17 protein-coding genes and 1 pseudogene are annotated in these 21,496 nt (G+C 44.3%); 13 read left to right on the top strand and 5 right to left on the bottom strand.

Annotated elements, in window-relative coordinates:
• Positions 1-206, bottom strand: a pseudogene (locus tag ABYU67_RS04840) (tRNA (N6-isopentenyl adenosine(37)-C2)-methylthiotransferase MiaB); the annotation flags it as partial.
• Between the two features lie 460 nt (positions 207-666).
• Between ABYU67_RS04840 and ABYU67_RS04835 the strand changes: the two are divergent.
• The 4 genes from ABYU67_RS04835 to ABYU67_RS04820 all read left to right on the top strand — a co-directional run bounded on the left by ABYU67_RS04835 (position 667) and on the right by ABYU67_RS04820 (position 5,822).
• Complete coding sequence (locus tag ABYU67_RS04835; protein WP_372843874.1) at positions 667-2,889, top strand: transglycosylase SLT domain-containing protein; 2,223 nt, start codon at positions 667-669, stop codon at positions 2,887-2,889.
• A 438-nt stretch (positions 2,890-3,327) separates the two neighbouring features.
• On the top strand, positions 3,328-4,026 hold the full coding sequence (locus ABYU67_RS04830) for a ribonuclease T2 (protein WP_372843873.1): 699 nt from the start codon (positions 3,328-3,330) through the stop codon (positions 4,024-4,026).
• A gap of 294 nt (positions 4,027-4,320) precedes the next feature.
• Complete coding sequence (locus tag ABYU67_RS04825; protein WP_372843872.1) at positions 4,321-5,310, top strand: malate dehydrogenase; 990 nt, start codon at positions 4,321-4,323, stop codon at positions 5,308-5,310.
• A gap of 272 nt (positions 5,311-5,582) precedes the next feature.
• Positions 5,583-5,822 carry a DUF2789 domain-containing protein gene (locus ABYU67_RS04820; protein WP_372843871.1) on the top strand — a complete coding sequence of 80 codons (240 nt, stop codon included), beginning with the start codon at positions 5,583-5,585 and terminating at the stop codon, positions 5,820-5,822.
• Positions 5,823-5,950: 128 nt separating this feature from the next.
• Here the strand turns inward: ABYU67_RS04820 and ribF are convergent, their stop codons facing one another.
• Entirely contained in the window at positions 5,951-6,994 is a 1,044-nt protein-coding gene (gene ribF, locus ABYU67_RS04815) for a riboflavin biosynthesis protein RibF (RefSeq protein WP_372843870.1), read from the bottom strand.
• A 254-nt stretch (positions 6,995-7,248) separates the two neighbouring features.
• Here ribF and ABYU67_RS04810 point away from each other — a divergent pair, with 254 nt between their 5' ends.
• Positions 7,249-7,884, top strand: a complete 636-nt coding sequence (locus ABYU67_RS04810) for an N-acetyltransferase family protein (protein ID WP_372843869.1) — start codon at positions 7,249-7,251, stop codon at positions 7,882-7,884.
• Between the two features lie 83 nt (positions 7,885-7,967).
• Here the strand turns inward: ABYU67_RS04810 and ABYU67_RS04805 are convergent, their stop codons facing one another.
• The 3 genes from ABYU67_RS04805 to ampD form a co-directional block, all read right to left on the bottom strand.
• A complete protein-coding gene (locus tag ABYU67_RS04805) occupies positions 7,968-8,600 on the bottom strand; it encodes a hypothetical protein (protein ID WP_372843868.1) in 633 nt (210 codons plus the stop codon).
• 122 nt (positions 8,601-8,722) lie between these two features.
• The gene (gene murJ, locus ABYU67_RS04800; RefSeq protein ID WP_372843867.1) at positions 8,723-10,273 is read right to left on the bottom strand and encodes a murein biosynthesis integral membrane protein MurJ; all 1,551 of its coding nucleotides are present in this window, start codon (positions 10,271-10,273) and stop codon (positions 8,723-8,725) included.
• Between the two features lie 160 nt (positions 10,274-10,433).
• Complete coding sequence (gene ampD, locus ABYU67_RS04795) at positions 10,434-11,024, bottom strand: 1,6-anhydro-N-acetylmuramyl-L-alanine amidase AmpD (protein WP_372843866.1); 591 nt, start codon at positions 11,022-11,024, stop codon at positions 10,434-10,436.
• 214 nt (positions 11,025-11,238) lie between these two features.
• Between ampD and ABYU67_RS04790 the strand changes: the two genes are divergently transcribed.
• The 8 genes from ABYU67_RS04790 to ABYU67_RS04755 all read left to right on the top strand — a co-directional run bounded on the left by ABYU67_RS04790 (position 11,239) and on the right by ABYU67_RS04755 (position 21,408).
• The gene (locus ABYU67_RS04790; protein ID WP_372843865.1) at positions 11,239-13,368 is read left to right on the top strand and encodes a DUF4105 domain-containing protein; all 2,130 of its coding nucleotides are present in this window, start codon (positions 11,239-11,241) and stop codon (positions 13,366-13,368) included.
• Between the two features lie 82 nt (positions 13,369-13,450).
• A complete protein-coding gene (locus tag ABYU67_RS04785; protein WP_372843878.1) occupies positions 13,451-14,293 on the top strand; it encodes an SDR family oxidoreductase in 843 nt (280 codons plus the stop codon).
• A 91-nt stretch (positions 14,294-14,384) separates the two neighbouring features.
• Positions 14,385-15,380, top strand: coding sequence for a hypothetical protein (locus tag ABYU67_RS04780; RefSeq protein ID WP_372843864.1), 996 nt, complete (start codon positions 14,385-14,387; stop codon positions 15,378-15,380).
• Between the two features lie 70 nt (positions 15,381-15,450).
• On the top strand, positions 15,451-16,167 hold the full coding sequence (gene pyrE / locus ABYU67_RS04775) for an orotate phosphoribosyltransferase (RefSeq protein WP_372843863.1): 717 nt from the start codon (positions 15,451-15,453) through the stop codon (positions 16,165-16,167).
• A gap of 140 nt (positions 16,168-16,307) precedes the next feature.
• Entirely contained in the window at positions 16,308-17,279 is a 972-nt protein-coding gene (gene gshB / locus ABYU67_RS04770; protein ID WP_372843862.1) for a glutathione synthase, read from the top strand.
• 335 nt (positions 17,280-17,614) lie between these two features.
• Positions 17,615-18,700: an undecaprenyldiphospho-muramoylpentapeptide beta-N-acetylglucosaminyltransferase gene (gene murG / locus ABYU67_RS04765; RefSeq protein ID WP_372843861.1), complete on the top strand. Its 1,086-nt coding sequence runs from the start codon at positions 17,615-17,617 to the stop codon at positions 18,698-18,700.
• A 69-nt stretch (positions 18,701-18,769) separates the two neighbouring features.
• The gene (gene murC / locus ABYU67_RS04760; RefSeq protein ID WP_372843860.1) at positions 18,770-20,209 is read left to right on the top strand and encodes a UDP-N-acetylmuramate--L-alanine ligase; all 1,440 of its coding nucleotides are present in this window, start codon (positions 18,770-18,772) and stop codon (positions 20,207-20,209) included.
• A 56-nt stretch (positions 20,210-20,265) separates the two neighbouring features.
• On the top strand, positions 20,266-21,408 hold the full coding sequence (locus tag ABYU67_RS04755) for a D-alanine--D-alanine ligase (protein WP_372843877.1): 1,143 nt from the start codon (positions 20,266-20,268) through the stop codon (positions 21,406-21,408).
• The last annotated feature ends 88 nt before the right edge of the window (positions 21,409-21,496 follow it).

Here is a 21,496-nt window from a genome sequence, read left to right as displayed (position 1 = left end):
GAGTCACCAAGGACGTCGAGCATCTTATCAGAGTCATAGACATTCATCTGACAGCCTTGGGTGGTGACAAATACCTTTTTGGTGGCAGATTTCACAGGAGCTTGCGCTGAACTTGGCTCATTGAGTGCGGTGACCGCAGGCGTGACAGCAGTGATGTCAGAGGCAGCAGCGTCATCGATGCGGGGATTGAATACAGTAACACTCATAAGGATAAGTCCATGATTGACTAAAGATATAGCGGGCTAGCCGATTAACAGGTGGCGTATTTTATCACAACCTTGCCCTAATGTGAAAAGTTAGCGTCTGCTCATTATTATAAGGAGATTAGATTATTTATAATAGTATCAATTGCTTATCGATAGTTAATTGGTTATAACTAAGATACGTCATGCTTGAGACCGATTTATACCAGATAACATTTGCGTGTTACGCTGTGCTATCCAATTTATTAATGAAAAGTAAAGCTTATGGTTGAAAGTGCAACGAGTATAGTATGATGAATGCCATCCTATTAGCGTCATTGAATAAATCCTGATTTCTATCTGTCTAAAATATTGACTGAGAAGTTTATTTTTCAGACCGATATTGTAAAAACATTTGCTTAGAGTCACTTTCTAAAAGCATTTTTAAAATATTATTTAAGACCCATTATAAAAGAGAGTCAGTATGAAAAAGCCGCAGGTCGCTCCTGATATGATTGATAAAAATATCTATCAAAATGATACCCATAAGAGTGCTAAAAAAATGACGTTTAAAAAAGGCGCGCTGAGCTTGGCAGCGGCGGTTAGTGCTTTAGGCTTTTCGCAAGTAGCCTGTGCAGAATTGACATGGGGCGAGAGCGCTAGCTCTGAGCAGCAAGGCAAATATCAAGTAGAGCAATATCAGCCAGATGGCTATCAACCAAACAGTCAGCAAAACAGTTTTCAACAAAATACTTCTCAACAAAACACTTTTCAATCAAACAGTGCTTATCAAGCAGATAATGGCGTGGGTTCATTCACTGCCGCAGCCATTGCCGCAGAGCGTGGCGATATCAATGCGCTTTATAATTATGAGCAAGCGATGAGCGGTGGTTTATTTGCCATGTATCCTACTTACTGGCGGATGAATGTAGATTTGAATACGCAAAGCCCTGCAGCAGTGTCGCAGTTCGTACGCCAGTACCCAGATACGGTCATGGCAGAAAAACTTGCTGCCGATTTTGCTGAAACTAAGGCAGGTTCAAATGATTATGCTGCCGTGCGCCAAGTGGCAAATCTGATCACCAATGCCGATGACAGTGAGAAATGCGCCATTGCCCTTGGTTTCAATAATGGCGGCGATACCATGCGTGCGATGGCAGCCAAGTCTGATGTCTGGTTGACCACCAAAAAGCAGCCAGCGCTATGTGACCAGCTAGCGCTTGAGATGAATAATAACGCCTTAATTAGCAATCCAGAGAGGGTTTCTCGCCTCAAACGTATGCTGCGTAAGGGCAAAACCGGCGATATTATGGCGTTGTCATCAAAGCTAGGTATGCCCATTCCTTATGCATCATTGAGTGAGATTCAGCTTAACCCGTCAGCATTCTTTAGCCGTTTTGCCCGTGAACCTGCCAGCCAAACCAATCAATATTTATATCTATATGCGATAGGGCGCGTTGCCGAAAAGTCTTATCGTGAGGCGGCGTTGCAGTTAGAGTTTGATATTAAGCAAGACAATCAGCGTTCAGTAAAATTGTTAACCGATGAGACGCGCCGCGCCGCTTATCGTACGCTTGGTGTACAGCGCATGAATCATAATACCGATGATGGCTTTAACGTTGAAGCAGTTGATTGGTTCCGTAATAGCTTAGATAATGACTTTAGTTTTGAAGAAGCAGAATATTATGCCATGGCTGCGATTCGCTTTAGTCGTTGGGATGATGTGATTGAAGCCATCTCAAGAATGGATGCTGACAGCCAAAAAACCAATCAATGGCAGTATTGGCTAGCGCGCGCTTATGAGCAGTCAAACGATGCTAAGAAACGCAATACCGCTAAGAAAATGTACCAAAACCTTGCCAAAAGTAACGAATATTATGGTTTGATGGCGAAGGAAAAAGTTGGTCAGCGTTTTGATGCCAGCCGCTTGGGCGGTAGTAATTTGCCGAATGTCAGTAGCGCAGATCGTGCGCGCGTTATGCAAAATCCACATTTTGCCCGTGCCTTTGCTTTATATAATGCTGATGCCAGCCGTGCTTATGCCAATCGTGAGTGGAACTGGGCGGTCAAAAAAGCACGTGACAATCGTGATGACAAGTTGATTGTTGCCGCAGCGCGTCAGGCCTATGATATGGGCTGGCTTGATCGTGCGATATACGCCATTGACAATACTGACAATGTTAATAGCCTTGCATTATCGCATCCGATGCCGCACCAAGATGCTGTGGTACGCTACAGTCAGTCTGCCGGTATCGATCCGGCGTGGGCATATGGCATCATGCGTCAAGAGAGCCGCTTTGTAGCGTCTGCGCGCTCAAATGTTGGCGCAAGTGGACTGATGCAAGTTATGCCGGATACCGCAAAATATATCGCCCGTAACTTAGGCGAAACCTACAGTGCAAGCCGTGCCAATAGCGGTGATACCAATATTCGTTATGGTACGTGGTATATGGGTGATATTTTTGGGAAGTTAAACAGCCAGCCTGTACTGGCAACGGCGGGCTACAATGCCGGTCCAAACAATGCCAAGCGTTGGCAGCCAACCTATGGTTCACTAGCTGCCGATCAGTATGTTGAGTCCATTGCTTTTCCTGAAACCCGCAACTACGTCAAACACGTGATGGAAAATGCCACTATCTATAGTAGCTTATTGGGTAATGGTCAGCCTATCACTCAGCGTATGGGTACTATACCTGCCGCATTTTGATGTAAGTAATCATAAAAAGCCATTAACGCTTAAGAGGTTAATGGCTTTTTTACAGCGGTGCTTTATTGGCATTGGCTTGGCATTGGCTTGGCATTCCTATCTTCTGACCAAATTTTTTTAATGCTGACAATGGTTAACGCTGTTAGTAGTTGCCGTCGATGATTCATCTCTTAGGTATGTTTACGTTTTTGCTATATATTAACAGAGGTTTTTTGCTACCATTGCTGGCATTATGAGTGATTTTTGCATAAAGGGTTTTCAAAGTCAGTAATAGATGCTTTGAGTATGAGTAGTTAATCCAAACAGTACCAGTCAAATCATAAGTGAATTTACAAAAGCTGATTTAATTATGGCTCGTTTTATGATCAAAAATATCTCAAACTGCCCATATCGTTGCACGTTAGGCATCGGTTAACGTTTCAAACCAAGGTGGGCTTGATGCCCAAAACAGTAATACCAGAGTGTGTAAGTAAGAATATGATGAGTAAACAGCATAACAGTAAGGGCTGTACGGCCATTAGCATCGCAGCCTTGCTCTTGCTACAAGGACTGATGACTATGCCTGCCCAAGCAGCTAACGCGAGTAGAAGTGGGCATCGTGTACTGATGATCGAGATGACACCAGCTCTATGTAGCTTGCAGCCAACGCGTTCGCGTATGCGTCAGTGCTTAGAAGGTTATTCATTAACAGTATCAGGCTTAGACATGGGCTACGGGGAGCGCTGTGGACGTGGTAGTGAGCCACGATTGACGCCGCTACAGCTAAAAGTCGTCAATCGTATTATGCCGGATACCACAGTACGTACTCAAGCATGGCAACGTTATGGTGCTTGTAGCCCCTTAAGCTCTAGCAATTACTTCCGTCAAATCACTAACTATGCGGGTGCGCTAAAGCTGCCAAATGAGCTCAATACCGGCAACAGCTATACCGTATTAAAATCTCGTTTTATTGGTCAAATGACCAGCTTAAATAGTGGTATGACTCCTGCCAGTATCGATCTGATATGTCAGGCGGGTACGCAGCGCCAGATGATATTGACGGATGTACATGTCTGTTATGAAGGCAGTGAGTTTGGCAACTGTCATAATGCCGTGGACAACTGTGGCAGCAAATTCGTTATTTCAGGCGGTAAATAATCCGTCTTTGTCTGGTTTGATTGTTTCTCTTTTCACATCGTGCCCCTTATGCAGCATCTCCTATTCCTACCTTGCTATATAAATTACCCATATTTTATCGTATAAAATGTAACAATATAGTTGGGGATGGGTTTATGGCTTTATCTAGACGCTTAATAGACTGAAGTGCTACACTAGCTCTCGGTTTAAGACTACTATATTAATCGAGTAAGTGTTTGGCGCATAAGTCGCTATCTAAATCGATAATCACCAATTAGAATCGTGACTATCTAATCAATAATTAGGGAGTATTCAATGTCAATGAAACAGCCTGTACGCGTTGCCGTGACTGGTGCCGCTGGTAATATCAGCTATGCTATGTTATTTCGTATTGCTTCTGGTGAAATGCTAGGTAAAGATCAGCCAGTGATCCTGCAATTGCTTGAAATCGCTCCAGCACTCGACGCCCTAAAGGGTGTGGTCATGGAATTAGAAGACTGTGCATTCCCATTATTGGCTGGTGTCGTCCAAACTGACGATGCAACCGTGGCTTTTAAAGACGTCGATTATGCTCTATTAGTAGGTTCACGTCCTCGTGGTCCTGGTATGGAACGTAAAGATTTGCTAGAAGCCAATGCTGCGATTTTCTCAGCACAAGGTAAGGCATTGAATGATGTTGCAAGCCGTGATGTTAAAGTATTGGTCGTTGGTAACCCTGCGAACACCAATGCGCTTATCGCTCAGCGTAACGCACCAGATTTAGATCCACGTAACTTTACTGCCATGACTCGCCTAGATCATAACCGTGCCATGGCACAGTTGGCTGGTAAGACTGACAGCACCGTGAATGATGTAAAGAAAATGATCATCTGGGGTAACCATTCATCAACTCAGTATCCTGATTTGACAGCGAGCACTGTAAACGGCAAGCCAGCGTTAGACTTGGTTGATCGCGCGTGGTATGAAGGTACTTATATCCCAGAAGTACAACAACGTGGCGCTGCTATCATCAAAGCCCGCGGCGCATCATCTGCCGCTTCTGCTGCCAATGCTGCTATCGCTCATATGCGTACTTGGGTACTTGGTACTGATGAGAACGATTGGGTATCTATGGGCGTTTACTCAAATGGCGAGTACGGTATCGCTAAAGGCTTAATCTACTCATTCCCAGTAACCTGCGCTAACGGCGATTGGTCTATCGTTGATGGCGTTGATGTGTCATCAGATTTCTCAAAAGAGAAAATGGCAGCCACTGAGCAAGAGCTTAGCGAAGAGCGTGATGCCGTAGCACACCTACTACCGTAAGCTGTTAGCCTAAGGTTAGATTAGTACTGTTTATATTCAGTACTAGACATAAAAAGCCCTCATGATACACGAGGGCTTTTTTTGGCTTAAATTTTGGCCGACAGTCAGCATCCTTTATAACTGATATTGTTCCATTAATATATTAAGGTTAATACAATTGATAACGTTAGATAAACGTTGATTAACAGCTATTATCCGATAACTTGTTACAATAATCAGGTTCATTGAAATAATAATCGTAAGCAAATTTGTGTCATTTAAGGAGAAGTTTTATGTTAGGCGAACCTGAATATAATATGAATGAGCTGTTTGCTCAGTTGGGTCTTGAGAGCTCAGATGAAGCGATTGATCGTTTTATCGAAAACAATCAATTGGCAAAAGAAGAAAAGCTGATAGAAGCCGATATTTGGAACGATAACCAACGCATGTTTTTACAAGAAGAATGGGAAAAAGATGCCGCTTGGGTAGAAGTAATTGATGAGTTGAATGTCCGTTTACACCCACAGGCATAAGTTAGCAGCGGTGTCTAAGCGTTAATCAGATAAGAAAACAGAGCTACTGATAACTTAGCTATAAAAAACCCACAGCTTCTTATCGTTGTGGGTTTTTTTATCAATGATTTTCTTGAAAGAATAGCTACTTAATTATCCGTTTGTTGTTCGCGCCATGCTATCAGTTCTTGTACATCGCGATGAATGCCTTCTTTTAACGCTGTTAAATTGTCATAATGACGTTCGCCATGCAAATAATGCAAAAAACGCACCTGCAAGTTTAAACCATATAAGTCTGCTTGCAGCTGTGGGAAATGCACTTCTAAACGCCATTCATGGGTTTTATCGACGGACGGTCTGGTACCTAAATTGGCAGTACCAAACAAACTCTCTGCCTGCAAACCTGCTATCCCTTTATGACCATTATCTGCCCGCTTGACCAAACCCTCTGGTATTACATGACCATTATCGTCTAGGCTCACCACATCGACTGCAAAAATGCCGTGTAAAGCTGGCTTGATACGTTTTAGGTCGATATTAGCGGTCGGAAAATCCATGGTGCGACCAATTTTGTCGCCACTAACCACCGTACCAGTAATCGCATAATCGCGACCAAGTAGGGCATTGGCCGCATCGATATCCCCTGCTAATAAAAGATCTCGAATGCGAGTGGAGCTGATACGTGCTGCCTTATGAGTATCGTCAGTGATGGTCTCTAGATTGGTTACATGCAAACCATAATCACGTAAAAACTGGCTATCACCCGTACGATCATGTCCAAATTTAAAATCATCACCCAATACCAAAGCTTGTACATTTAGCCGTTTGACTAAAATATCTGCAAACGCCTGCGCTGATAAGGAGCGAAACTCATTATCAAAGCTTGCGACAATTAAGGTTTCGACGCCATATGCTGCTAGCAACGCTTGCTTTTCGGCAAGATTGGTCAAGCGAGCAGGGGCGGCGGCAGGAGCAAAGAACTCTCTTGGCTGTGGCTCAAATATCATCACAGCAGCGCTAAGCTTACGTGCCACTGCCAGTTCGCGCACTTGAGTAAGCATCGCCTGATGTCCCAAATGCACGCCATCAAAATTGCCAATAGTGAGCACACAGGGCGCTAACGCTACTGGGTTGGTATTGGTGGGCGCAGCGTCTGCAGACGCCACCAATTGCTCAAGAAAATAGGTATTCATAAATGTTCAGCTATGATAGATGAAACCAGATAAAAATGAAAAACACATTTGGATATAAAATCGATGTGTTTAAAATCAGCCATTATAAAGTAAAATAGCCACACTAACATCCTATAGTCTGCTGATAACGGCAGAACGGTAGTGTCCTTTTTATAACGTAGTTATTTTACTAACGGTAGCTTGTTTAACGACTAAAAGATCGCTTTATAGGATGATTGAGTTATCAATGAGGTATAACCCACGACGGAGAAGCTATGTCTGCAATAACAGCTGACGCACAGGCCACACCTATTTTTGATCGTACTGACTTGCCTATATTAACAAATAAACTTGGCGATTCATTTACGATGCAGTATGCAACAGCAGATGATCTGTCTGAAGTTTTAGCCATTTATAATCAAAGTATTGTGGGTAAGCAGGCGACTGCCAATCTTGAGCCCGTGACTTATGAAGAGCGGTTAGCTTGGTTTACAGAACATATTGATAGTACAACGCGACCTATTTACGTCGTGAGAAGGGCAAAAACATCTATGCAAGGAGACGGGCAAAAAGAGGGGTCAGCCATTGTCGCATGGGGCAGTTTTAGTGATTTGTATGCGCGTCCGGCTTATCATATTAGTAGCGAGATTAGCATTTATCTGCATAACGGCTACCATGGTCAAGGGCTAGGTAGCTTATTGGTGCAAGGGATGTTACAACAAGCGCCAAGCCTTGGGATTCATAACGTCGTAGCGCTAATTTTTGCGCATAATCAGCCAAGCTTAGGGTTATTTCGTAAACTTGGCTTTGAGCAATGGGGCTTGATGCCGCAAGTTTGTGATATGGATGGATTTATCGCTGATGTGGTGATGCTAGGCAAACGGGTGTTAGATACTGACAACAATGTCTAAGATTAATAATATTTAAGCTCAATAACATCTAAGATTAATAATAAAATCCTTGGGATTACATCCGTGTATCAAATAAGTGCTTTTTAACCCAATATTTTCCATTCGCCATTTATTTTTTGCAAATCATAAGCCAAAGGTGCAGGCTCACTTTGACCTTTTAAGCGTAACTCACCTGTCACAGTTGCTTTGGTTTTGTCACTATTGTATTTGGTATCAATGATAGTGACCGCTTCAACGGTTTGCTTAAAAGCAAACTGGGTGTTTTTTAACTCTTCATCGAAATTTTCCATATCGACTTTGTAATATGAGGCCGCTTTTTTAACATCGCCATAATATAAGGTATCGAGCGCCAGCTTTACCGTGTGTTCTGGCGTACCGACTTGGGTTCGATTGGTCAATATACTGGGCTCTTTTACAGCAGCTGCAATCGGGCTGATATCTTGACTGACAATGTCGGCATCTGCCTTAGCCGTATCGCTATGAGGGGTGTTAGCAGTTTTATCCATATCAGGAGCGATATCAGTATCGGTATCTTTTGTATTTTTGAGCGTATCTACAGCAGCTGAGCTGTCTGTCGTCTTGTCTACTGGCTGGTTCTCTACCTGATTATTATCACTACAACCGCTTAGTAATAGTCCCGCACTGAGTAGACCCGTTGCAAAAAACATAGGTGAAAATATAGATAAGCGTTGAGTAGCAAGCTGCTGAGTCGTCATATAAAGCCTTTATGGTTAGTGATTTAGCAATGAGTTATTATGGCAACTATCAGCAACATGGTCTGTCACTTCTCATATCGAGCTTGTTTTGGTTTGGTAAACTGTCAGCTTATTTCGCCCTTTTAGCCATGTTTTAGCTGACGAGGACGGAAGCCTGTCGCCAATAATACGCCGCCATATACCAGCGCACCGACCACACACATAATCAGCAGCGCAACCAAGCGTTGCCACTGGGCTTTATCGGTTGGAAAGTACGGCAAGAGTATATAAAGTACAGCAACCATAGCAGTGGTGGAAATGGCAAACTGGGTAAACAGTTTTTTCCAGTGACTACCAAAACGGAAAATATCACGCTTTTGTAAGAAGTAATATAATAAGCCTGCGTTCACAAAGGAGGCGCCAGTCGTCGCAAGTGCCAGTCCACCATGTAATGGAATCTCAAGAAAGTAAAAGATACCGATAAAGACCACACTAAAAATCATGTTTGCAAACACAGAAATAATACCGATTCTGACCGGTGTACGAATATCTTGACGGGCGAAAAACGCTGGGGCAAAGACTTTTATCAACATAAAGCCTAAGATGCCGCCCGCCATACTTTTTAGCGCAAGCGAGCTCATTTGCGCATCACGTAAAGTAAACTCTCCGCGTAAGAACAGCGCTTGCATGAGTACATCTGACAAGATAAACAGCGCTGCTGATGCCGGTACGCCGACTAAGATGATTAAACGTGCAGCCCAATCGATGGTCTTTTTAAAGCTGACATCGTCTTTTTGCGCTTCACTTTTTGATAAGCTGGGTAAAATAACCGTACCAATTGCCACGCCAATCAAGCCAAGCGGTAACTCACTCATGCGCTCAGCGGCATATAGCCATGAGACGGAGCCGCCGATCATCAATGAAGCAAAAACCGTGTTTAATAGTAGGTTAATTTGGGTAACTGATACCCCAAAGATAGCGGGTAGCATCAATTTTAATATACGTCTGACACCTTCATGCTGAAAGTCAATTTTTGGCATGACCAGCAGTTTTTGCTGTGACAACTGTGGCAATTGCAGTAGTAGCTGTAATAAGCCTGCAATAGCGACCGCGTAACCAAGCGCCATAATGGGCGTCTCGAACATCGGAGAGAATACCAGCGCGCCACCAATCATACAGAGATTGAGCAGTACCGGTGCAAAGGCAGGTGCGGCAAAACGTCCGTAGCTTTGTAAAATACCACTGGCAAAGGCGGTCATGGAGATAAACAAAAGGTAAGGAAAGGTTAGGCGCAAGAGCTCAGCGGTAATCGCAAACTTATCAGGTTGATCGGCAAAACCGGGCGCAAATAAGGTCACAACCCACGGTGCCATTAAAATAACCACTACGGTCAGCATCGATAAAATTAACAGCAGCGCGCCTGAGGTGCGACTGACCAATATCTGTACTTCTCGTAAGTTGTATTTTTCTTTATATTCGGATAAAACAGGTACAAAGGCTTGACTGAATGCGCCTTCAGCAAACAAGCGGCGCAAAAAGTTGGGTATCTTAAAGGCGACCAAAAAGGCATCCATCAGACCACCAGCGCCAAAGACGCCCAACAAAACAATATCACGTACCAGACCTAAAATACGCGACAGCATGGTCATGCTGCTGACCACCATGGTTGAACGAAATAACCGACTTTTTGCCATGAGAACCTATTCTGCTAATTTGTTTGGGGATGGTTGCTTGCTGATTTACGAGAGTCAAAAAACTGACAGATTATAGCACTTTCATTGTCCTGATAAATGGATTGAATGTGGAATATATATCCTGTTATTAAGAAGCGCTTTGTCTTAGTTAACACTAAGTTTAGGTATTAAGAAGGCCTGCAACCATCTGACGCAATTTCGTCCATTCAAAATAATTACCAGGGTCCGTCTTACGACCGGGAGCAATATCGCTATGACCGGTCAGATGGCGACGGGTTTTGGGATACGCATCATAAATGGCAACGATTGCTTTTGCCAATGTCTCATATTGCACCGCGCTAAAGGGCACAAAATCTGACCCTTCAAGCTCGATGCCAATGCTATAATCATTACATTCGGCTCGTCCAAGATAGCTTGACCTGCCAGCATGCCATGCACGCTCATCAAAATTGACAAACTGGGTAATCGCGCCATCACGCTCTATAAATAAATGCGCGGATACTTCAGCGCCTTTGATCGTTTGAAAATAAGGATGAGCATCCCAGTCCAATTGATTGGTAAACAAGGCTTTGACGTAGTGAATACCATCAGCGCCGCACGTGTTAAATTCACTCGGTGGCAAGCTGATATTGTGAATGACAATCGTATCAATGCTGGTGTTTTGTGGTCGCTTATTAAAGTTTGGGGAGGCAAGCCAAGTAGCGGCTGATAGTTGACCCTCGTTGATAGTCATCGATGATGCTATAGACATAATGCTCTCTTTTATTATGATTGTTAATCAGCAAAAAACGGCGTTTTATCGTAAATGTTGTATCAATAAATAGCAAATCTATCGTCATTTAAGTATCAAGAAGAGATAAATAGTATTTTTTCAAAAGTAGATTTTCGATAACAAATTTTTAAACCCTTTGATAAATATCCGTCACGCGATAAGCGTATCACCTTTACAGTGCGAGATTTTACCTATGTACATACATCCAGTTTCAAATCGTATTGCGTCAGATGATACGCCAATACCGCATAGTCGCCGTGCACGTTTGCCATTGGCAATTGTAGCGCTATTGTTTACAGCGCAGGCGCAAGCCTTGTTACCAACACCTGCCTCACTGGTTACGACTGGCGAGCTTGCGCTTAATGCCAATTCTAATATCAACACCAAGACTGATAAAACGAGCGAAAATAATGCTAAATCCGAGATTGCTACTGAGATCGCTGTTAAGATCGATCAGCAGCTATTAGCTTCATGGCGCAAGCAGGCTCAGAGCGAGAATCTTGCTCAGCATACGACATGGCGGCGCTTATTATATTTCTCTGATGATAAAAAAGGCGTATTTGGTAAAAATAAAAATATCAGCTTAGTCGATAATGCTAGCTTCTTTTTAAGCCCAAATGGCCGTGAAGATTCAGGCGCTGAGCTGGATGCCATGCTGGTCGCCTTTGCTAATGAGATAACAAATAAAACCAATAACTCTAAAACACGTAATACTGCCCAAGCTAGTAATAGCAACTCTGCGCTATGCCGTTTCCCAGCGCGCGCAAAATGGCTAAGTGATACCTTAGGTATTGATAAGTCAGCGATGCAGGTTGACTGTCCAGAGCTGACTACATGGATGCAGAAACTGGCACCTGAGCAGCTGTCTATTATGTTTGCCCAAGAGTACTTAGACAATCCTCTATCTGCTTTTGCTCATACCTTACTACGTATCGATTCAAAAGCAAGTGTGGCTGACCCAAGTCAAATTCATCATGCTTATGCGCTAAATGATACGGTCGATGGTGATAGCAAAGATAACTTTGTGTTGTATGCCATTAAGTCTATGACGGGCGGTTATAACAATCTGATCGAGATTGACCCTTATCCAGAAAAGTTGGCTAAATATCTGCAAGACGATGAGCGTGATGCGTGGACGTATCGATTGGATTTGACCCCAGAAGAAGTTCAGCAAATCATCTTGCATGTTTGGGAAACCAAAGATTTAAAATTGCCCTACTACTTTACCACTGATAACTGCGCCTCTGAGATTCTGCGCTTGATAGATGTGGTACGTCCAGAGCAGCAGTTATTAAGTCAGCTGCCTTATGCCGTTATTCCATCAGATGTGGTGCAGCTGTTAGACAAAGAGGGCTTCCTTGCTAGCACCAACTATACACCAGCTGATAGCACCTTACGCCAAGCACAATTGAATAAGGTCAAACAGCAGCGTGAGCAGCTCGGCTACCATAACAGCCCCAAACAGATGCTTGATGAGATTAAGTCGGCGCAGCTCAATACAGTGTCTAGCATGTCAGCCGATGGTCAGACGTTACTCAATCACCAGATTGCGGTTTCAGATACCAACCCTATCGATAGGCATCCGCTACAAATGGGGTCTGTCGGTATCGGTCAGCGTGGCGATAATAACTATATCGACCTTGGCGTCCGTGCAGGCTATCACGATACCCTTGACCGTCCGTCCGGCTTTCCGCAGTTTTTTGATTTAGAAGGCGCTGCTGCGACGTTACGTTTGTATGATAGAGATACTGACAAAGCCAATCAGCCAAAAAGCGTGGTATTGCAAAATTTAACTGTGATTAAAGGGCGCTCTTTTAATCCGGTCAATTCGGCTAAGAAGGGCAAAACCTGGGGCGCGAGTATCGAGGCAACGCGTGTAAACGATGGCTCGCAGCAAGACGGCAGCGATCATTTAGTCGGTAGCTTGGGCTACGAATCTGGTTGGTCGTGGGCATTTGGCACACCTAGCGCAGGGACAGGCGAGATGCCGCCGCAGCTGTGCTATACGTTTTTGGCAGGCACAGCGCAAACAGGACGCGGTATCAATAAAGGCTTTCGTGTCGGTGCAGGTGTGAATGCTGGTTGTCGTTATCAGATTAACAATCAGTTACGTGCGCAGGCTGAATTGCAATTGCCATATTGGTATCATGGCAGCAGCGATGACTCTAACGTGCGCGGTCATTATTGGCAGCCGATCTCAAGCTTAGGGCTACAATACGATATCGATAAAAAGCAGGCATTACGTCTCAATGCCAATTATGAATGGCAAGATCGTATAGATGCTAACGATGATGTACAGCTGTCATATCGACGTTATTTTTAGCTGTTAGTGATAGTTTAAGTAATAGTATGCTAAGTAACAGTACTTTAAGCGGTAAATAAAAGGTAGGCAGGCAGGAGCTATGATGAATACGCACAACATACTGATTATCGGTCAAGGTGATATTGGTTTGCCAGTGACCAATAAGCTTGCGCAAGGCGGCGTTCGCGTCACAGGGCTTGCACGTCGTGATCGTCAAAAATATGCGTTGGATGATAAAGCTCAGTTTATGCAAGCCGATGCCTTAACGCTTACCGCTGAGCAACTGCAAGATTTTACCCACATTGCTATTATCATTACCCCTGATGAATATTCAACCAGTGGCTATCACAACAGCTATTTGGCGATTAACCAGCATTTGGCGGTATTGGCTGATCAATTACCTACACTTGAACGTATTGTTTTTATTTCTTCAACTGGCGTCTATGGACAAGATAATGGCGAATGGATCGATGAAGATACCATGCCGACGTTGCCAAAACGCGAAGCCTCACAGGTCATATTAAAAGCCGAGCAGGCGTTGCAACAGGGTTTTCATGATAAAGCTATTATCATCCGACCAAGTGGTATTTATGGGCGCGAGCGCTTGATGCGAGTGCGTAAAGCTCAAGAGCCACAAAAACAGCCGATAGCGGCTGGCGCGTGGACCAATCGCATTATGGACAGCGATTTGATCAATATTATCGCCAAAGTACTGACGATAAAGGCACCAAAGCCTGTTTATCTTGCAACCGATTATCTGCCAGTGACTTCTTTTGCGCTGACCACTTGGCTATGTGAGCAATTAGATGAAACACCGCCAGTACTTGATGATAGAAGTCATGCTATGAGTGGCAAACGTTTACATAGCAATATTCCATTAGCTTGGCTGACCTATCCTGATTGGCAAAGCGGTTATCAAGATATTTTACGTTATCAAGATAGCTAGCGTTGATAGAGCCGTTAAAGGGCTTAAATACGTTTTTGAATATGTTGTTTACGGGTGCCTTTTTATAAAGGCACTTATTTAGGGAAACTTTATGACCCAACCTTTTATGTCTGATGATGGCTTATTTAGCACTGATCTTGTAGCAGAAGATCGGTTTACAAACAATAATGCTGCGCAATCAGCTCTTTTATCCAGTAGTAACCAGCCTGCGATTGTGCATCCTAATTTTGACCCAGCGCAAGTGCCGTTAGATCCTGCAAGGCCGCTGACAGATATTCCAGAACCAGCACGACGCTTAAACGGGCAGTTACGTCGATTATATGGCAATGCTGCCCGTTTTTATCAGCCTGACAATGACAGCTTGTCAAAATGGGACGTTATTGCTTCTGAGCCGTTGGCGGAGCATTTATCGTTACTGAGCGCTGCTAAATTGATAGCGCTGCCGGATAGTTTTTATCACAATCAGAGCGAGCAGCCATTATTGTCGTCGTTAAATGACATGGTTTTGCTAGATATGTCAGATATTCAACACGCTATTCGGGCGTATCCTAGGTTGACTCGTTATGGATTTTTAGGGGTGGAAAGCGAGGCTAGTGATAAAAATACTGCGGCTCAAACAAAAGCCTCTGCTGCACTATCTTTGCGCGCACTGACCAAGCGCTATAATCCTGATGAGCTACTGAGCAGTCAGTACGCTGATGACTGGCATGTGATATTGCAGCCGCAGCAGTTCGATACCGGCGAGGGCAGTTTAGCGACTGATATTATGGCATGTAGCGTTGCTGTCCATGCTTTAAAGCAGTGTGGTCGCCGCAAAAGTATCAATCATAGCTATAGTGCCGCGGAGGTTTGCCAGCATGTACGTAGCTACTTACTCAGTCAGAGTATCTATGAGCCTGCCCAGCGCCATGGCTATCGCCAAGTTCGCATGTTTGCAGGACATATTATCGTGGCTGCTCATCATTTAGGCTGGAATATTCAGGTGAGTAGCGATGGTCACTGTTATTTTGACCTCTCGTCACGCTGTGGTCTTTTGACCCGATATCCCAATATGCAAGATTATGATATCAATGGTTGGTCAAGTTAAGCGCTAGCGCCTATAATATGCGTCATTCTACTTGTTTTTACACTTTCTTTTTGTTGATAGGAACCCTCTAATGCCGCATGCTCAATATGCTAACAATGTCCCATTTTCCTCTCATGCCTTTATTCAACTGGCATTAGACAACCAAGTATTAAAATTTGGTGAATTTGTCTTAAAATCTGGTCGTATTAGCCCGTACTTTTTTAATGCAGGGCTGCTTGCATCAGGTGAGATGTTGTCGTTATTAGCACGCGGTTATGCAGATGCCTTAGCGGAACAGATAGCTGAGCAAATGGCGTCTATCAATGATGGTGAAGGCACACAAGAGCTTGTCATTTTTGGTGCTGCTTATAAAGGCATTCCGTTTGTGGCAGCAACCGCACAGGCATTATGGTTACATCATGGTATCAATGCACAATGGGGCTATAACCGTAAAGAAGCTAAAACACATGGTGAAGGTGGCAATTTGGTCGGCGCTGATGTGAATGGTAAGACAGTTTGGGTATTGGATGATGTGATTACCGCTGGCACTGCGATGCGTGAAGTGGTTGAGATTTTAGAACAAGCAGGCGCGCAGGTTGCCGGTATCATTGTGGCGCTTGATCGTAAAGAAAAAGGCTTGGCTGAGCATTCTGCCATTCAGGAGCTGGCGGCAACCTTAAAGGTGCCGGTACGCGCCCTAGTCGACATCGATGACTTGATTAGCTATTTATCAGAGAACAGTAATCCGAACAAAGACGCAACCCAACTTGCAAAAATGCAGCATTACCGTGCTCAGTATGGCGTATAGTGAATCAAATCATCAAAACCGTTGCTATCTATTGTTGCCTGTAGATTTGCCTATAGTGGCGTACTGATAGGTGGTTGGCGATTTCAGCAATTTCAGCAATTAATAACCCATGTATTAACATTCTGTAAATGAGTCTTCTTATGAGCCTAGAACAGCCAAAAAAATCTTTAAAAATACTTGTGATTATGGATCCTATTGAGCAGGTTAATTATAAAAAGGATACTAGCCTTGCCATGATGTGGTCGGCGCAAGATCGCGGGCATACATTAGGTTATTGTCAGATTCATGACTTGTGGCTCGATCGTGGGCAGTTGATGGTCGATACGCAGTCTGTTATGGTCAAGCGTGATCCTAAGGACTTTTATAGCTTAGGGGAAAAGACAACAGGCGCAGTCAGCGATTATGATGTGATTTTGATGCGTAAGGATCCACCGTTTGACATGCGTTTTATTTATGCCACTTATATGCTTGACCATGCAAAGGCAGCAGGCGTACTGGTGGTCAATGATCCGCAAGCGATTCGTGACTGTAATGAGAAATTATTTGCCACTTGGTTTAGCGATTATATGAGTCCAACGATTGTGACCAGTAAACAGGCGCATATTCGCAAGTTTATCACTGAGCAGCAAGATGTCATCGTTAAGCCATTAGATGGTATGGGCGGTACGGGTATATTTCGTTTGACCGCTGACAGCCCAAATATTGGCGTGACGCTTGAGATGTTGACGGAGCTTGAAACGTTGCCAATTATGGCGCAGCGTTATCTACCAGAGATTAAAGAGGGTGATAAGCGTGTACTGATTGTTGATGGCGCTGTGGTTGACTATAGCTTGGCTCGTATTCCAAACAAAGGTGAAACCCGCGGTAATCTTGCTGCCGGTGGTAGCGGGGTGGCGATGCCGCTGACCGATATCGAACGCCAAGTCGCAGAAGTAGTCGCACCGATTGTCAAAGAAAAAGGGCTGATGTTCGTTGGTTTAGACTTGATCGGTGGACGCATTACTGAGATTAACGTCACCAGTCCGACCTGTGTGCGTGAGATTGATGACCAATGCGGTACAGATATTGCAACCGATTTTATCATTGCTATTGAGCGAAAACTTGCACGCTAATAGCTTACTAAAATTTATTGGTTGGTTGGGCTGTAAGGATAGAGTAATGTAATACCTATCTATGGGCACAATGAGCAAAAATAGTTGTGCTAACATATATCGCTAAAACGCTAAGAAACTGGGGTTTTAGTGATATCGTGGTATTTAAAAAAGCCAAGTCGCGATTATTCACGGCTTGGATTTTTGTTATTGGTCAGTTAGAAAATGCTATATATCAGACCACAATTTACACTATACTATGCGGGCTTTTAAACCGCCCGTATGACTCAACGATTTAGACGACGATAGGACAATAAGTCCTTCATATCACTATAAAAAAGATAGGCAGGCACCAGATGAAGACACCGCACATACTAATGATGGCTGCTGGTACTGGCGGACATGTATTTCCAGCGCTCGCGGTCAGTGAAGAATTGAGCAAGCGCGGTGCGGTGATTCATTGGTTGGGCACACCAAAGGGCATGGAAAATGGACTGGTAGCGCCAACTGGTTATCCTTTTCATGCAATTGAGATGCAGGGCTTGCGCGGTAAAGGGCTTGGTCGTGTGCTTAAGATGCCCGTGACTTTGCTGTCTGCGACTATGGCCGTTATCAAAATCATTCGTGCTAATAAGATTGATATGGTGGTCGGCTTTGGCGGTTATGTCAGTGCACCCGGCGGTATAGCAGCGCGTCTGACCAAAACGCCGCTTATTATCCATGAGCAAAACGCCATTGCTGGCATGAGTAACCGCTACTTGGCAAAGATGGCGACTAAAGTCCTGCAAGCATTTGAAGATACCTTTGGCAATAGCCAGCTTGATACAAAACTTGAAACCGTCGGCAACCCAGTCCGTAATGCGATTACTGGAGTGGCTGAACCTATGGCGCGCTATGATATAAATGACCAGTCAGCATTGAAGCTGCTCGTGGTTGGCGGCTCACTTGGCGCTCAAGTGCTCAATGATACCGTGCCAAAAGCTCTGGCGTTGATTGAGCGTCCGTTTGAAGTACGTCATCAATGTGGACGCAATCACGAAGCGGCGACGCAAACAGCATATGATAGTGAGCATTTAAACGCGCATCAATTTACGGTACAGCCATTTATTGATGATATGGCAGCGGCTTATAACTGGGCAGATATTGTTGTTTGCCGTGCTGGCGCGCTTACTGTTACCGAAATCCAAAACGTGGGTATTGCCGCGATTTTTGTCCCGCTGCCAAGTGCCGTTGATGATCATCAAACCGCAAATGCGCAGACATTGACAGTACATAAAGCGGCGATTTTATTGCCGCAAAACGAATTGACGCCCAAACGCTTGAGTGAAGAGCTTGCTGCCCTTGATCGACCTGCTTGCTTAGAGATGGCAAAAAAAGGGCACGCCCTTGCCAATCGTCAAGCGTGTCAGCACGTTGCTGATATTATTTGGCAAACGTTATAAATAGTGATTTAAATACTTAATATTTTTGATTATTTACATTTTATTCGTCTTATAAAAAGAGAAAACCTTATGCCTACCTCTGCTAAAGCCTTAACCAAACGTTTGATTGAAATACCAGAAATGCGCCGTATTCAGCATCTGCATTTTATTGGTATTGGTGGTTCGGGGATGTGCGGTATTGCTGAGGTCATGAATAACCAAGGCTATCAAGTGAGTGGTTCTGATATTACTGAGAGTGTAGTGACCAAGCGCTTGGCACAGATTGGTATAGATATCGCGATTGGTCATGATTCTAAAAATATCGCCAATGCTGATGTCATCGTTGTATCGTCAGCGATTGACCGTAGCAACCCTGAAGTAAAAGCAGCATTAGAGGCACGTCTTCCGGTGGTACGCCGTGCCGATATGCTTGGTGAGCTGATGCGTTATCGTCATGGTATTGCAGTCGCTGGGGCGCATGGTAAAACCACCACGACCAGCTTACTTACGACCATGATGGCAGAAGGGCAGCTGGATCCCACCTATGTGATAGGCGGTAAGCTCAATGCTTCAGGTAAAAATGCTGCGCTTGGTAGCAGTCGTTTCTTGATTGCAGAAGCGGACGAATCTGATGCGTCGTTTTTATCGTTACATCCGATGGCAGCGATTGTCACCAATATTGACCAAGACCATATGGAAACCTATGGTAATAGCTTTGATAAATTAAAAGCCGCTTATATTCAGTTTTTACAAAACATGCCGTTTTATGGTTTGGCAGTGGTTTGCGGTGATGACCCTGAATTATATGCGATGATAGATGACATTGGGCGTCCGGTATTGACCTTTGGTCTTGAGCCATTTAATGATGTGCAAGGCGTTGACTTAGTCGTTGAAGGTACAAAAACCCACTTTACCGTATTGCGCCGTGATCATGAGCCATTACGTCTAACGCTAAACATTCCGGGCGTGCACAACGTTTACAATGCCCTGGCTGCCATTACGATGGCAACCGATGAAGGGGTCGATGATGCGGCAATCACCCGTGCGCTACAGAAGTTTGAAGGGGTTGGTCGTCGTTTTGAGCAGCAGGCCTCTGTATCGATAGATGATGGCAATGTGCTATTAATCGATGATTATGGTCATCATCCAAAAGAAGTTGATGCGACTATTAAAGCGGCGCGTCAAAGCTTCCCTGAGCGCCGCATCGTTATGATGTTCCAGCCGCATCGTTATAGCCGCACGCGTGACTGCTTTGATGACTTTGTCGAAGTACTCTCAAGCGTTGATGAATTATTATTATTGGATGTCTATTCTGCTGGTGAAAGCCCGATCGCTGGCGCGGACACCAAAGCCTTGGCGCGTAGTATTCGTTTGCGCGGTGCGGTCGAGCCAACGATCATTGATAAAGACAATATCGCTCCTGTGATGCAGCGATTACTAAAAGCAGGTGATATGCTGATTACTCAAGGCGCGGGTAATGTCGGGCAAATAGCTATCGATCTTGCCGCCAATGACCTTTATATCAAATAAGCCTTAGAAGTCTTAGACGCATTGCTTTAAACATACTAGGAGCATCAACCATGACCATGAATCAAACGCAAAAGAATAACGACGATATCAATCAAGACTGTGATAATACTGCGCAAAACGCTTTAGGCAACGGTGAAAACAATATTAAAGGCAATGCTCAAAAGAATACTGCCCCTATTATCAATCCAGAGCCTGCATTGGCAGCAGCTGCACAAGCAGAGCAGCATCAAGCAGATAATACGAGTCAGACCTCTGATCCCTTACCTATTATCAAGGAAAGCAAAGTAAAAGAGGCCAGTGAGTTTGGTCGGGTTGCTGTCGTGTATGGTGGTAATAGTAATGAGCGTAGCGTATCTTTAGACAGCGGTGCGGCTGTATTAAAAGCATTACAAAATCAAGGCGTTGATGCCACCCATTTTGACCCTAAAGATCAGGATATCACTGAGCTGCGTCAATATGACCGTGTCTTTAACGTATTGCATGGCCGCGGCGGCGAAGATGGTTTGCTACAAGGCGTATTGCAGTGGTTTAATATTCCGCAGACTGGTTCTGGTATTTTGGCATCAGCACTGGGCATGGACAAGGTACGCACCAAGCAATTGTGGCAAGGCTGCGGTTTATCAACCGCGCCGTTTTCTATACTCACCGCGGATACCGACTGGCAGCAAGTGGTTAATATGCTAGGACTGCCGCTGATTATTAAGCCAGTTCATGAAGGCTCAAGCATTGGTATGACTAAGGTGAATAACCTTGATGAGCTGCCAGCTGCGTATGCAACCGCCGTACAGTGCGGTGATGCAGTGATGGCTGAGCGCTGGATTACCGGTCGCGAATTTACCATCGTGATTATCGATGACGAAGCCTATCCTGTGATTCGACTAGAGCCTGCTGATATCACCAATTTTTATGATTTTGAAGCCAAGTATAATCGTAACGATACCAGCTACTATATTCCTTGTGGTCTGAGTGCCGCTGATGAGAAGCACTTACAAGAGTTAAGCTTATCAGCGTTTCGGGCGGTTGAGGCAAAAGGCTGGGGACGTATCGATGCCATGCAAGATGAGGCGGGCAACTTTTGGCTACTTGAGATTAATACCGTACCAGGTATGACCAGTCATAGCTTAGTGCCGATGGCAGCTAAAGCCCGTGGCATGGATTTTGAGCGCTTATGCTGGCATATTCTAGCGCAAACAGTATAACTGCTTATTAAATAAGCTACTGCCTATCTATCACAAGCTTTTATTAATAGTAGTGCAAACGTAATTACGTCAATAAATGAGAAGTTTG

This window comes from Psychrobacter sp. (assembly GCF_041554015.1).
Classification (GTDB): domain Bacteria; phylum Pseudomonadota; class Gammaproteobacteria; order Pseudomonadales; family Moraxellaceae; genus Psychrobacter.
Note: the sequence above shows the minus strand (reverse complement) of the source record. Positions and strands in the feature narration are given on the sequence as shown.

Coding starts and splice junctions, on each gene's coding strand:
- ABYU67_RS04780 (WP_372843864.1), top strand. CDS start 14,385: ATGACCCAACCTTTTATGTCTGATGATGGCTTATTTAGCACTGATCTT.
- ABYU67_RS04785 (WP_372843878.1), top strand. CDS start 13,451: ATGAATACGCACAACATACTGATTATCGGTCAAGGTGATATTGGTTTG.
- ABYU67_RS04825 (WP_372843872.1), top strand. CDS start 4,321: ATGTCAATGAAACAGCCTGTACGCGTTGCCGTGACTGGTGCCGCTGGT.
- murJ (WP_372843867.1), bottom strand. CDS start 10,273: ATGGCAAAAAGTCGGTTATTTCGTTCAACCATGGTGGTCAGCAGCATG.
- ABYU67_RS04790 (WP_372843865.1), top strand. CDS start 11,239: ATGTACATACATCCAGTTTCAAATCGTATTGCGTCAGATGATACGCCA.
- ABYU67_RS04755 (WP_372843877.1), top strand. CDS start 20,266: ATGAATCAAACGCAAAAGAATAACGACGATATCAATCAAGACTGTGAT.
- ABYU67_RS04830 (WP_372843873.1), top strand. CDS start 3,328: ATGCCCAAAACAGTAATACCAGAGTGTGTAAGTAAGAATATGATGAGT.
- ABYU67_RS04805 (WP_372843868.1), bottom strand. CDS start 8,600: ATGACGACTCAGCAGCTTGCTACTCAACGCTTATCTATATTTTCACCT.
- ABYU67_RS04835 (WP_372843874.1), top strand. CDS start 667: ATGAAAAAGCCGCAGGTCGCTCCTGATATGATTGATAAAAATATCTAT.
- ABYU67_RS04820 (WP_372843871.1), top strand. CDS start 5,583: ATGTTAGGCGAACCTGAATATAATATGAATGAGCTGTTTGCTCAGTTG.
- ABYU67_RS04810 (WP_372843869.1), top strand. CDS start 7,249: ATGTCTGCAATAACAGCTGACGCACAGGCCACACCTATTTTTGATCGT.
- murC (WP_372843860.1), top strand. CDS start 18,770: ATGCCTACCTCTGCTAAAGCCTTAACCAAACGTTTGATTGAAATACCA.
- pyrE (WP_372843863.1), top strand. CDS start 15,451: ATGCCGCATGCTCAATATGCTAACAATGTCCCATTTTCCTCTCATGCC.
- gshB (WP_372843862.1), top strand. CDS start 16,308: ATGAGCCTAGAACAGCCAAAAAAATCTTTAAAAATACTTGTGATTATG.
- ampD (WP_372843866.1), bottom strand. CDS start 11,024: ATGTCTATAGCATCATCGATGACTATCAACGAGGGTCAACTATCAGCC.
- murG (WP_372843861.1), top strand. CDS start 17,615: ATGAAGACACCGCACATACTAATGATGGCTGCTGGTACTGGCGGACAT.
- ribF (WP_372843870.1), bottom strand. CDS start 6,994: ATGAATACCTATTTTCTTGAGCAATTGGTGGCGTCTGCAGACGCTGCG.